We start from the raw sequence: 11,757 nt of genomic DNA, 5'->3' as shown, positions 1-11,757 counted from the left end.
ACTTTGAAAGGAATGTCTCATGACTTCTGAGAACACATTACGTTCTATTCTTCAGAAATACCTTCACGATGCTGACTCTCTAGCACGTGCTTTTGATGAACCCCAAACAGATTTATTTACTTTAGGGTTGGACTCGATGGGTGCTTTTGCTCTCTTAGATGACCTTGCTCAAGCTGGTATTCATGTGGAATTTACCGAATTGGTTGCAGACCCCACAACAGCCTTTTTAAGTTCCCGTTAATTTCCATATTTTTCTATAGCTTTCTCAGCAGTCAGCTGAACGCTCACCATAAAAATTAGGATTTAGAGAAAAGACACCTCAACGATGGATTGTGTATCTTCCTCCCCACAAGAACAGTGGTTACCTCTGCTTTCTTCTGCTCGTGGTATTTTCTTCGCCCAAGAATTAGATCCCGAAAACCCCTGCTATAACACTGCCGAGGTTTTGGAGTGCCCAGAAGAGATGGATATACAGTTGCTACGTCAAGGACTGCAACAGGTGTACCAAGAAAATGAAAGTTTTCGTGTGCAGTTAAGAGCCTTTGACGGAAAACCTCAACAACGTTTAATCTCTCTTGAAGACTTCGTTGATATCAACCCGTTGTTCCCCATCGTTGAGCTTTCTCAAGAACACGACCAAAACCTCAGCGAAGAGTATATTCAAGGACATTCGTCTTTACCATCTCCTGTTGCTCGGTGGGCGCTTGAGCTGATGCGTCGCCCCCTAGACCTTGGCTCTGGGCAGACGGTTCGTAGCCAAGGAATTCTATGGCAGGGACGTTTATGGCTAGTACATATTTTTCATCATAGCGTTGCCGATGGTTTTGCTGTTTTTAATGCTTTAGGTCGTGTCTTGAGTATCTATCGGGCGTTGAAACAGGGGCAACCGATACCCGAGGTGAAGCGAGGCTCATTGCGTTCTCTCCTCGAGGCTGACGCACAGTCTCATGCTATCGAGCAGGAGCAACAAAATTTCTGGGAATCAAATCCGATGTGGAACTCCCAAGAGTTGCAGGTCGACAGCGCCGAACCGCTATTGGGTGTTCTTAGCCAGCCTGACACAACGATTGCAGGTTACCGTGAACCGGCTTCATCGTACCCGTGGAGGGCATGTACTGAGCTTGACCAAAACACTGAAAAGCTTTTATTAGAGCTCAGCCAAAAATATAAAGTTGCGTGGCCAACTGTTGTTATCGCTGGCATTGGTGCGTATTTGACACGGGCTAGTTATAACCAGCATGTGTCAGTAGGCATCCCACAAATGAACCGGATGCTTCCTGCACAACAGCAACCTTTTGCTACTGCCTGTGCACAAATTGGTTGTACTGCAGTCAACGTCTTACCGGTACTTGTGTCAGCTAGGCTCTCTGGGGAAGAACAGATACATCAGGTCCATCAGCAACAACAGCGTAATCAACGATATGCGCTGGTCCGTCAAGAAGAGCTTGAGCGTCTGGCTCACCGTCATCAGGGGCGCCTTTTTGGTGCACAGATTAATGTTGTTCCTTTTGACTCTTCTTATCGGGTTCCAGAAGGACGTGTTATCGTACATAACCTTAATGCTGGTCCTGTTGATGATATGACGTTCTGTCTTCGTGGTATGCCTGGGCGGGGGCAAGGTATCAGCTGTGAAATTGACGCAAACTCAGCTCTTTATACTTTTGATGAGACACAACGACATCTTACCCGTCTGGTGTCGTGGCTTAACGGTTGGGCTCAGGATCTTCTTACTGAAGATGGTACAGAAACGCTGAGCATTTGCACCTCAGAAGAGCTGCAGGAGCTAGAAAAGTTTAATAGTACGGCTCATCCCGTAATCTATCGCAGCCTTTTAGAGCGTTTTCAACATCAAGTGAAGAAAACCCCCGATGCTATTGCTGTGAGAGCAAGCGCGGCAATACATTGTGATGCACCAAATGCTTTGATATGCGATAGAGAATTCACCTACGCGGAATTAGATGCTCAAGCGCGAGTTTTTGCTGGTGCACTCAAACATCATGGAGTATCAGCTCATGATGCGGTGGGCCTTCGCTTCCATCGCGGTATTGAACAATATATTGCGGTGTATGGTTTGCTCTATGCTGGTGCCGTATATGTTCCTCTTCTACCTGAGCTACCTGCAGAACGAGTCAGTTCTATGGTGCAAGATGCTAATATCAGGCTCATTATTCATGGTCCTGAAACACCTCCACAAGATAGTTCTTCTGCACCGACCACCCCCGAAATTCATTGGGACCAGTTGGAGCTAAAATCAGAGCACAACATAGCATCAGAGAAGTATCTAGACGAACAGATATCTTTAGATGACGCCGCCTATATTCTCTTTACCTCTGGGTCTACCGGACGGCCTAAGGGTGCTGCTATTTCCCACCGTGCTATTGATAATCGACTTCGTTGGCAACAACATCAGATTCCGATATCAGACGGCGATGTCGTTTTACATAAGACCCCTATTTCTTTTGACGTTCATGTGTGGGAGCTATACTGGCCGTTACAAGAAGGCGCAACAGTGCTAATTGCTGCACCAGAAGGGCATAAAGATCCCGCATACCTTGCACGAGTTATCTGTGAACAGAACGTAACCTGTGTGCATTTTGTGCCAGCAATGCTGACTCTTTTCCTCAGCTCACCTACCGCTTCGCGTATTCTTCAAGAGCGTCCTCCCAAAAACTTACGGTATGTTGTATGCAGCGGTGAAGCCTTATTAACAGAACACGTGACAAGAACCCACCAATTATTAGGGGTTTATCCGCTTAACCTTTATGGTCCAACTGAAGCTGCTGTTGACGTGACCTATTTTGATACGGCAGAAGAACCTCAACGTCACCCTATTCCTATTGGCAAACCTGTATGGAACACTCACTGCTATATTGTTGACCCCACCGGAGCTGTGGTACCTGCTGGTGTGACCGGAGAATTGGTGCTTGCAGGCGTTCAACTTTCTCAAGGATATTGTGGGAACCCTGACGCTAACGAACGTAGCTTCTTTACTATGGCAGTTACCGGTGAACGCTGTTACCGCACGGGAGATATCGCCCAATGGAATGATGACGGAACCATCACCTATCGTGGACGTAACGATGCTCAAGTCAAAATTGCTGGGCAACGTCTTGAACTAGGCGAAGTAGAAAGCGTATTAAACGCTTCTCCTCTGATTCGTTCTGCTATTGCTCGCATCGAATATCGTGGTTCTGAACCCGTTTTAGCTGCAATCTACGAGATGGCAGAACCCTACTCTGAGCACCTAGTCGAGGACTCTATCTCCCAGGTACGTCAGTATTGTGCTGAACATCTTGCCCCCTACATGGTCCCGACCCTGTGGGCGGTACTTCCTGAACTACCCGTTGGTACAAGCGGAAAGATTGATCGAAAGTCTTTGACGAATATCGATTACGGAGCATCTCAGACAACTGTAGATACTCCCGAGACTCTTCAAGAAGAGCAACTCTGCGCTTTATATGCAGAAGTTCTTGGCGTGGAACATTATGGTGCTCAAGAAAACTTCCTTCTATCTGGTGGAAACTCTCTTAAGGCTTTAGAACTAGTTGCTTTATTAGAACGTCGTCTAGGTATTCGCTGTACCTTAGGAACGATATTTGCTGCACCTACGCCACGAGAGCTTTCAGCTGCTATGGGCCATGATGAACGTCGAGAATTCTCTCACGTGTTGATACTCAGGGAAGGTTCTCGCGAGCAAATACCGTGGGTCTTTTTAGCGCCTGCTGGCGGGTTAGGGTGGAGCTATTCTTCGTACATGGCGCATTTACCAGAAGACGCCTCAGTTATTCTTTTGCAGACTCCACATTATGAGGACCCCGAATATCCTGAACCTCAGAGCATCGAAGAATTAGCCCTATACTATGTTGGGTTGCTTGAGAGCTTGCAGCTAGCGACCTTTTATCTGGTGGGCTGGTCTGTTGGCGGAACAGTCTCTGTTGATGTGGCATCTTTGGCGAGCGCTCGCGGGATGAAGGTTAAACAGTGTGTCATTCTTGATGGTTATCCTGCTCAGCAGTGGGCTTCTGTAGCTGAGCCGAGTGAAGAAGACACGTACCGTGCGTTACTGCGTATGGGAGGTATTGACACGGAAGAGTCTCCGTTGTCTTTGGGACGGGCTGTTGAGCTTTTAAAAGGTTCAGGATCTGCACTAGGGCATTTGGGGGAGCGAGACCTTCAGACGTGTATTCGTACGATGGGGTATCACACTCGGTTGATGCGTTCTTCTACTCAACGTGTTTTTAACGGCGATACCGTTGTGATTGCTGTTGCTCATGATGATCAGCCTTTCTTGGATGCTTCTGCATGGGCGAAGCAGGCTCCTCATGTGCGAGTTCATCATATTAAGGGTGTTCATCCGTCATTGGTTCAGCCGTCTCGGGTTCAAGAGATTCTGACATTATGCAAGAGTGATGTTTCTTAACTATTTAATAGGTTCTTGTTCATAAAACGTCATGTATTTATTGCTGAATATTGAGGATATTCTCAGATTATGTAGTGAGAGCGCTTTTTTGAAAAGTTATCAGTTGTGGTGTTGAGAATGAGAGGTGAAGTCCATGAAGATTGTTGAGTTTACGGACTTTTGAAGTGATGGTCAATTAGGAATAAAAAATATCACCTATTTATTAAATTAGCTTGCACTCAACGGTTAAATAGGACATCCTTAATTACGGTTCTTTCTGACCTTCCTCGAGGGGAAGTTGTATGGGGAAAGAACATGCTAAACATACACTTTCAGGTTGTATTTCAGACCTGTTCCTCCGATGGGAATATTATGACTCTCAATAAGCGCAATCGTTTCACTACTTCTGCCCTGGTGGGCATGAGCGCGCTCTCTTTGCTCGGATCTTCTTTTGTAGTTCCAGCTCAGGCGGATGAGCCGGCACGCTCCATCAGCGTTGATGCACAGCAGACTCAGGGGCTGCCAGGTCAGTTCCAGACCGCATACTCCAAGACCAACAACAAAATGTGGGTTGCTGGCGCATTCTTGCGTGCAAACACTGTTTCAACCATTGCTCGCGTTAATCCTGAGACAATGAAGATTGAAGCAGCTGCTGAACTACCTGTTGGTCGTTTCGGCACTGGTGTTCAAGCTGGCCTCACCTATATGGGCGCATACGGTATTGCTGTTGACGATGTGAACAACACCGTCTGGGTTACCAATACCCGTAGCAACGCTGTTTCTGTCTTTGACCAAGACACGATGGAGCTCATCTGGACAAACTACAATGTTATGGAGAGCATCCCCGTCATTGAGCACCCTCGCTCTGTCATCATCGACAATACCCATAACAAGGCTTACGTCACCGGACGCTACAACGTTTGGTCGGTAGATCTTACCAGCCATGAGATTAAGAACCTTGCTATCAAGCCTGAGAGCGATGCACGTGTTCTTACCATGAACCCCACTATTGATGAGAACGCTGGTCTACTGTATGTACCAGAACGTTCTAGCGACACTGTTCAGATTATCGATTTGAACACCTTTACTGTTGCTAAGGAATTCCCTGTACACGCAGATACTGCAGGTACTCCCATTCTTCCTTCTGCGGTAGCTATCGATCATTCCCTCCGTGAAATCTACATTTCTTCGCAGGGTACCGAGGGTGTTAACTCTGGCGTGACCGTTTACGACTTGGATACTCATGCATATAAGAAGAGCATCCCATTCGGTACTCGTTCACTTTCTATCGTCAACGATGAAGAGCGTGACCTCGTCTACGTAGCTGACTTCGGTAGCGGTTCTGTTGGTGTTATCGACGCTGCTGCTGGCAAACTAGTTGCAGACGTAGACACTGGTGAACGTGGTGCTAACGACTTGGCGTTGGCAAACGACGGTTCTGTCTTTGCTGTCGATAAAGCAACCTATGCAGAAGACGTTTACGTTCCCTTTGCCTTGGACTACGTCACCGGTCAGCGCGTACCTGGTACTAGCACCAACATTTTGGGTAAAGAAACCAGCATTGAAGCTAACTCCTTTATCCGCTTTGCCGTAGAGACAGCACCTGCACAGGCTGCTGATAATTCTTCAGCTGAACAGGACACCGTCACTAATACAGACGGTGCTACCGTTACCGGTGTTAAGGTTGCTGAGAACGGTAAAGATCTCGTCTTCAGCGGTACCGGATGGACCACTAAAGATGGTGAAGGTTCTGTGCTTGCTGCAAAGTTTGACATGGGCGGCGTGAGTGTTCTTGAACCCGTAACCAACCCTGTCAACGGAAAAGCTATTCCAAATAAGACCGTCTACGGTGTTGTTCAGGCTGGTGCTGATGGTTCTTGGACTGCAACCTTGCCATTCCCCACTCCCGAAAACTCCACTGCTACTGCCGAGGACTGGGCTGCTGGAACTGAACACTCTGTAACCTTCTTGAGTGGTTCTCTGACTCAGAATGATAACGGCCGTGCAGTAACTTTTGATTTCAAAGTTGGCGCACCTGCAGTAGCTGCAGATCCCGAAGTTAAGGTTGTTACTCCTGCAAAGGTCGATTTCCAGGGATACCCTGAGCTCACAAAGACTACCGATAAAGATTTCACTGTTGTTTCCTTCAAGGACAACAATGACAGCGTTATCTTCCACAATGAAATTCAGTGGCTCGGTGAACATAGCGTGGCTAAGGGCTGGGATGACGGAACTTACCGTCCTTTCGAAAACATTGATCGTGGTGCAATGGCTGCGTACATGTATCGTCTAGCTGGTTCACCTCGCTACCGCGCTCCTGAAGAATCTCCTTTCAAAGACGTTCCTACCGATCACGTGTTCTATAAGGAAATTGCATGGTTGCAGCAGGCTGGTATCACTACCGGTTGGGCAGATGGCACTTACCGCCCATCTGAACCTATCAAGCGTGACGCTATGGCGGCCTTCTTCTACCGTGCAGCTGGCTCTCCTGAGTTCACTGAGCCTGCTCACTCCTTCAAAGATGTTTCTAACGCAGACATCTTCCACAAGGAAATCGCATGGATGAAGGAAAACGGCATCAGCAAGGGCTGGGAAGATAACACTTACCGTCCTTATGAAAACAACAAGCGTGACGCTATGGCGGCATTCGTTTACCGTTTTGCACAGAACGTTACTTTTGAAGCTAGCGCAAAGAAGTAAATAGTGTTTCGTTGAGAAACGAGGAGTCTGGCGGTTGCTAAGACTCTAATCCTGAAGGGGTAGGGCACTCAAAATATTTTGAGTGCCCTACTTCTTTTTAACGTTCATCCTAAGTGTCGTTAATTACAGGAATATCTTCTGGTTGGGGGCTGTCTTAGCAGTGAAAAACTATGCTAGAGTATTCGTTTGTATGGGTTTTTGTGCCCAAACGTTTAACCACGGATTTTTTCGTGCCAAAGCATAATGCCGCTCTACTGGCGGGGTTCGCCCGCTTTACTAGCGGGTCCAAATGTTCCTGGCATGGATTAGTCCCAGGCGTATCCGCTAACCCGCATCAAAATGATGAGGGACCGGTGCGTCAAACATCCCGTAAAAATGTTCCGCAAGGCTAGTCCACAACATACCGTGCGGCTGGAACCGGCGAGACGACAGGAGAAATATGATTCAGCAGGAGTCACGACTGAAGGTCGCTGACAACACTGGTGCGAAGGAAATCCTGACCATCCGTGTTCTCGGTGGTTCTTCCCGTCGTTACGCAGGCATTGGCGACATCATCGTCGCAACCGTCAAGGATGCAATTCCTGGCGGTACCGTCAAGAAGGGCGACGTTGTTAAAGCAGTTGTCGTCCGTACCAAGAAGGAAACCCGTCGCCCAGACGGCTCCTACATTAAATTCGATGAGAACTCCGCAGTCATCATCAAAAACACTGATGGCGACCCCCGCGGTACCCGTATCTTCGGGCCAGTTGGGCGTGAGTTGCGCGATAAGAAGTTCATGAAAATTATCTCGCTTGCTCCGGAGGTGCTCTAACTCATGGCTAAGATCAAGTCCGGTGACCTCGTACAGGTCATCTCAGGTGCAGATCGCGGTAAGCAGGGTAAAGTTCTGCGCGTCTTCCCGAAGACCAACCGTGTGCTCGTTGAGGGCGTAAAAATCGTCACCAAGCACAACAAGGCAAACCCGATGACCGGTGCAGCCGGTGGAATCGAAAAGGTTGAGGCACCGATTCACGTATCTAACGTAGCAATCGTTGATCCCGAGACCAAAAAGCCGACTCGCGTTGGTTTCCGCCTCGAGACTGAAGAGCGTAATGGCAAAACTCGTACCGTTCGCGTACGTTACGCCAAGAGCTCAGGTAAGGACATCTAATGACCGAAACCAAGATTACCCCTCGCTTCAAGACTAAGTTCAACGAAGAGGTTACCCCAGCTTTGCAGGAGCAGTTCAACTACTCCAACGTGATGCAGGCTCCCAAGGTTCTTAAGGTTGTTGTAAACATGGGTGTTGGCGAAGCTGCTCGCGACGCAAAACTCATGGATGGCGCTATTCGCGACCTCACCGCAATTACCGGTCAGAAACCTCTCGTAACCCGCGCGAAGAAGTCCATCGCACAGTTCAAACTGCGTGAAGGTCAGCCTATCGGTGCTCACGTCACTCTACGTGGCGACCGCATGTGGGAATTCCTCGATCGTTTGATCACCCTCGCACTGCCTCGTATCCGCGACTTCCGCGGTCTATCCGATCAGCAGTTCGATGGTAACGGTAACTACACGTTCGGTTTGACCGAACAGTCAATGTTCCACGAAATCGATCAGGACAGCATCGATCGCGTTCGCGGTATGGATATCACCATTGTGACCTCCGCAAAGACTGACGACGAAGGCCGCGCATTGCTTAAAGCGCTTGGCTTCCCTTTTAAGACCAAGTAACGACTACGTTGTAGGTCCCTCCTAAAACTACAAACATGTAGGGGAGAGGAAACCATAACGAGGAAGGGCAAGAGCCCACCATGACTATGACAGATCCTGTCGCAGATATGCTGACCCGTTTGCGCAACGCAAACTCGGCATACCACGACACCGTATCTATGCCTTACTCCAAGCTCAAGGGCCGCATTGCGGAAATCCTTAAAGCTGAAGGCTACATCGCTGAATTCCAGGTAGAGGACGCAAAGGTCGGTAAGACCCTCACACTCAGCCTCAAATTCGGCCCCTCGCGTGAACGTTCCATCGTAGGCGTTCGCCGTATTTCCAAGCCGGGCTTGCGTGTATACGCAAAATCCACCAACCTCCCTCAGGTTCACGGTGGACTCGGTATCGCAATCCTGTCCACCTCTTCAGGTCTGCTTACTGACAAGCAGGCAGCGAAGAAAGGTGTTGGCGGCGAAGTCGTCGCTTACATCTGGTAGTCGGTAAGAAGAGAAAGGAAGAAGAATGTCACGTATTGGACGTCTCCCCATCTCGGTTCCTGCCGGCGTTGAGGTAAAGATTGATGGCAACTTGGTTACCGTAAAGGGCTCTAAGGGCGAATTGTCCCGCGAGATCTCTGCACCTATCACTGTTGCTTTGGAAGACGGTGTTATCACTGTTTCCCGTCCGAATGACGAGCGCACTTCTCGCGCTCTCCATGGTCTTTCCCGCACCCTAATCAACAACATGATTATTGGTGTAACTGAAGGCTATGCAAAGAAGCTCGAAATCGTTGGTACCGGTTACCGCGTAATGGCAAAGGGCTCCGACTTAGAGTTCGCTTTGGGATACTCCCACCCAATTTCTGTGAAAGCTCCTGAAGGAATTACTTTCACCGTTGAGGGCGCGAACAAGCTGACCGTTTCTGGTATTAACAAGCAGCAGGTTGGTCAGGTTGCCGCTAACATCCGCGGTCTCCGTAAGCCTGATCCTTACAAAGGCAAAGGTGTTCGCTACGAAGGCGAGCAGATCCGCCGCAAGGTCGGAAAGGCTGGTAAGTAATAATGGCTATCAAGTCAAAGGCAGCTGCGCGCAAGCGTCGTCACGTACGCGTTCGCAAGTACGTATCTGGCACCGCTGTACGTCCTCGTCTGAGCGTAACCCGTTCTACCCGTCACATGTTCGTTCAGATCATTGACGATGTTAAGGGTCACACTCTTGCATCAGCTTCCACCATGGAAACTGAATTGCGTAACGCTGAAATGGATAAAACTGCAAAAGCTAAGCGCGTCGGTGAACTCGTTGCCGAACGTGCAAAAGCAGCTGGCATCGAAGCCGTTGTCTTCGACCGCGGTGGTAACAAATACCACGGTCGTGTAGCAGCAGTGGCTGAAGGCGCACGCGAAGGAGGTCTGGCACTCTAATGAGCGAACAGACAGTAAATGAAAAGGAAACTCAGGTGACTGAAACAACCGCTGAAGCAGTTGAAACCACCGAGAACTCCTCTGCACGTGAAGAGCGCCGCGGAAACCGTGGCGAGCGTCGTGGTAACCGTGGCGAGCGCCGCGGAAACCGTGGTCGTGAAGAGGAACGCGAGAGATACATCGAGCGCCTCGTAACCCTTAACCGTGTTTCTAAGGTCGTCAAGGGTGGTCGTCGCTTTAGCTTCACCGCTTTGATGGTCGTCGGTGACGGTAACGGCATGGTAGGTATCGGCTACGGTAAGGCTAAAGAAGTTCCTGCAGCGATTATTAAAGCAGTTGAGGAAGCAAAGAAGAATTTCTTCCGCGTTCCTCGTGTTGATGGTCGCACCATCCCTCACCGCGTTCAGGGTGAGGCAGCAGCTGGCGTTGTTATGCTCCGCCCTGCAACCGCAGGTACCGGTCTTATCGCTGGTGGTCCTGTACGCCACGTTCTTGAAGCAGCTGGCGTTCACGACGTACTTTCCAAGTCCTTGGGCTCCTCAAACCAGATCAACATTGTTCACGCAACTGTTGCAGCGCTCAAGCAGCTTGAAGAGCCTGTAGCTGTTGCTGCACGCCGTGGTCTTGCTCAGGATGAAGTTATTCCTAACTTCTTGCTCAAGTCCAAGTCTGATAAGGCAGGTGCGTAATGGCCGGTAAGCGAATTCAGCCCAGCGACGCTAAACTTGAGATTACTCAGATTAAGTCTTACGTCGGACAGAAGCAGAACATGCGCGACACCCTTCGTTCCCTAGGTCTTAAGCGCCCAGGCAACAAAGTTGTTCGCACTGCAGACCCCGTCACCTGCGGCATGGTTAACACCGTTGCTCACTTGGTGAAGGTTCAGGAGGTCAAGTAAAGATGGCACAAGACGCTATCAAAATTCACGATCTGCGCCCCGCACCGGGTGCCCACAAAGCTAAAACCCGCGTAGGTCGCGGTGAAGGCTCAAAGGGTAAAACTGCAGGTCGAGGTACCAAAGGTACCAAGGCACGTTACCAGGTTCGTCCTGGCTTTGAAGGTGGACAGCTTCCATTGCATATGCGCCTTCCAAAGCTTCGTGGCTTCAAGAACCCTTTCCGCACCGAATACCAGGTTGTTAACTTGGATCGCCTTGCGGAGCTCTTCCCTGAGGGCGGCGACGTTACCGTTGACGCACTCGTAGCAAAGGGCGCAGTTCGTAAAAACGAATTGGTTAAGGTTCTCGGCGACGGCGAACTTAACGTTAAAATCAACATCACCGTTGATAAAGCTTCCAAGTCTGCTATCGAAAAGATTGAAGCAGCTGGCGGCACCGTTACCGTTAAGTAATATCGCTTAGCTCAAAACGCGAAGGCCTCGTATGGTATAGCTTGTGCTATCCATACGAGGCCTTTCGCTCTCTAAAGTTATTCTTTGCCACATTTTCGCTTGTTTTCGCTGATATTAGGGGAAGTTAAGTCTTGAGATTATGTCGTTCACCCTCTAAACAAGCTAGACTAAATGAGACTGTGTACAGCATCGTGT

12 protein-coding genes are annotated in these 11,757 nt (G+C 49.2%); all 12 read left to right on the top strand.

Annotation, left to right across the window (positions count from 1 at the left end; translation table 11 throughout):
• The first annotated feature begins 19 nt into the window (after positions 1–19).
• The gene (locus tag ACN08Z_RS01865) at positions 20–241 is read left to right on the top strand and encodes a phosphopantetheine-binding protein (protein ID WP_419100865.1); all 222 of its coding nucleotides are present in this window, start codon (positions 20–22) and stop codon (positions 239–241) included.
• Positions 242–325: 84 nt separating this feature from the next.
• Entirely contained in the window at positions 326–4,420 is a 4,095-nt protein-coding gene (locus tag ACN08Z_RS01860; protein WP_419102927.1) for an amino acid adenylation domain-containing protein, read from the top strand.
• A gap of 351 nt (positions 4,421–4,771) precedes the next feature.
• Positions 4,772–7,099, top strand: coding sequence for an S-layer homology domain-containing protein (locus tag ACN08Z_RS01855; protein WP_419102926.1), 2,328 nt, complete (start codon positions 4,772–4,774; stop codon positions 7,097–7,099).
• A 439-nt stretch (positions 7,100–7,538) separates the two neighbouring features.
• Entirely contained in the window at positions 7,539–7,910 is a 372-nt protein-coding gene (gene rplN / locus ACN08Z_RS01850) for a 50S ribosomal protein L14 (protein WP_419100862.1), read from the top strand.
• Between the two features lie 3 nt (positions 7,911–7,913).
• The gene (gene rplX / locus ACN08Z_RS01845) at positions 7,914–8,249 is read left to right on the top strand and encodes a 50S ribosomal protein L24 (protein ID WP_419100861.1); all 336 of its coding nucleotides are present in this window, start codon (positions 7,914–7,916) and stop codon (positions 8,247–8,249) included.
• The gene (gene rplE, locus ACN08Z_RS01840) at positions 8,249–8,809 is read left to right on the top strand and encodes a 50S ribosomal protein L5 (RefSeq protein WP_419102925.1); all 561 of its coding nucleotides are present in this window, start codon (positions 8,249–8,251) and stop codon (positions 8,807–8,809) included. Before rplX ends, rplE begins: the two co-directional genes overlap by 1 nt.
• 80 nt (positions 8,810–8,889) lie before the next feature.
• Positions 8,890–9,288 (top strand): 30S ribosomal protein S8, encoded by a 399-nt coding sequence (rpsH, locus tag ACN08Z_RS01835; protein ID WP_419102924.1) that lies wholly within the window; start codon positions 8,890–8,892, stop codon positions 9,286–9,288.
• Between the two features lie 25 nt (positions 9,289–9,313).
• On the top strand, positions 9,314–9,850 hold the full coding sequence (gene rplF / locus ACN08Z_RS01830; RefSeq protein WP_419102923.1) for a 50S ribosomal protein L6: 537 nt from the start codon (positions 9,314–9,316) through the stop codon (positions 9,848–9,850).
• Between the two features lie 2 nt (positions 9,851–9,852).
• Entirely contained in the window at positions 9,853–10,212 is a 360-nt protein-coding gene (gene rplR, locus ACN08Z_RS01825; RefSeq protein ID WP_419100857.1) for a 50S ribosomal protein L18, read from the top strand.
• Entirely contained in the window at positions 10,212–10,901 is a 690-nt protein-coding gene (gene rpsE, locus ACN08Z_RS01820; RefSeq protein WP_419102922.1) for a 30S ribosomal protein S5, read from the top strand. The genes rplR and rpsE overlap by 1 nt, the downstream gene beginning before the upstream one ends.
• Positions 10,901–11,110 (top strand): 50S ribosomal protein L30, encoded by a 210-nt coding sequence (gene rpmD, locus ACN08Z_RS01815; protein WP_419100855.1) that lies wholly within the window; start codon positions 10,901–10,903, stop codon positions 11,108–11,110. The genes rpsE and rpmD overlap by 1 nt, the downstream gene beginning before the upstream one ends.
• 2 nt (positions 11,111–11,112) lie before the next feature.
• Complete coding sequence (rplO, locus tag ACN08Z_RS01810; RefSeq protein WP_419100854.1) at positions 11,113–11,562, top strand: 50S ribosomal protein L15; 450 nt, start codon at positions 11,113–11,115, stop codon at positions 11,560–11,562.
• Positions 11,563–11,757: the final 195 nt, after the last annotated feature.

The organism is Rothia sp. P7181, from assembly GCF_048513015.1.
Lineage (GTDB): Bacteria > Actinomycetota > Actinomycetes > Actinomycetales > Micrococcaceae > Rothia.
This window is presented reverse-complemented; position numbering and strand designations above follow the sequence as displayed.

Coding starts and splice junctions, on each gene's coding strand:
- ACN08Z_RS01865 (WP_419100865.1), top strand. CDS start 20: ATGACTTCTGAGAACACATTACGTTCTATTCTTCAGAAATACCTTCAC.
- ACN08Z_RS01860 (WP_419102927.1), top strand. CDS start 326: ATGGATTGTGTATCTTCCTCCCCACAAGAACAGTGGTTACCTCTGCTT.
- ACN08Z_RS01855 (WP_419102926.1), top strand. CDS start 4,772: ATGACTCTCAATAAGCGCAATCGTTTCACTACTTCTGCCCTGGTGGGC.
- rplN (WP_419100862.1), top strand. CDS start 7,539: ATGATTCAGCAGGAGTCACGACTGAAGGTCGCTGACAACACTGGTGCG.
- rplX (WP_419100861.1), top strand. CDS start 7,914: ATGGCTAAGATCAAGTCCGGTGACCTCGTACAGGTCATCTCAGGTGCA.
- rplE (WP_419102925.1), top strand. CDS start 8,249: ATGACCGAAACCAAGATTACCCCTCGCTTCAAGACTAAGTTCAACGAA.
- rpsH (WP_419102924.1), top strand. CDS start 8,890: ATGACTATGACAGATCCTGTCGCAGATATGCTGACCCGTTTGCGCAAC.
- rplF (WP_419102923.1), top strand. CDS start 9,314: ATGTCACGTATTGGACGTCTCCCCATCTCGGTTCCTGCCGGCGTTGAG.
- rplR (WP_419100857.1), top strand. CDS start 9,853: ATGGCTATCAAGTCAAAGGCAGCTGCGCGCAAGCGTCGTCACGTACGC.
- rpsE (WP_419102922.1), top strand. CDS start 10,212: ATGAGCGAACAGACAGTAAATGAAAAGGAAACTCAGGTGACTGAAACA.
- rpmD (WP_419100855.1), top strand. CDS start 10,901: ATGGCCGGTAAGCGAATTCAGCCCAGCGACGCTAAACTTGAGATTACT.
- rplO (WP_419100854.1), top strand. CDS start 11,113: ATGGCACAAGACGCTATCAAAATTCACGATCTGCGCCCCGCACCGGGT.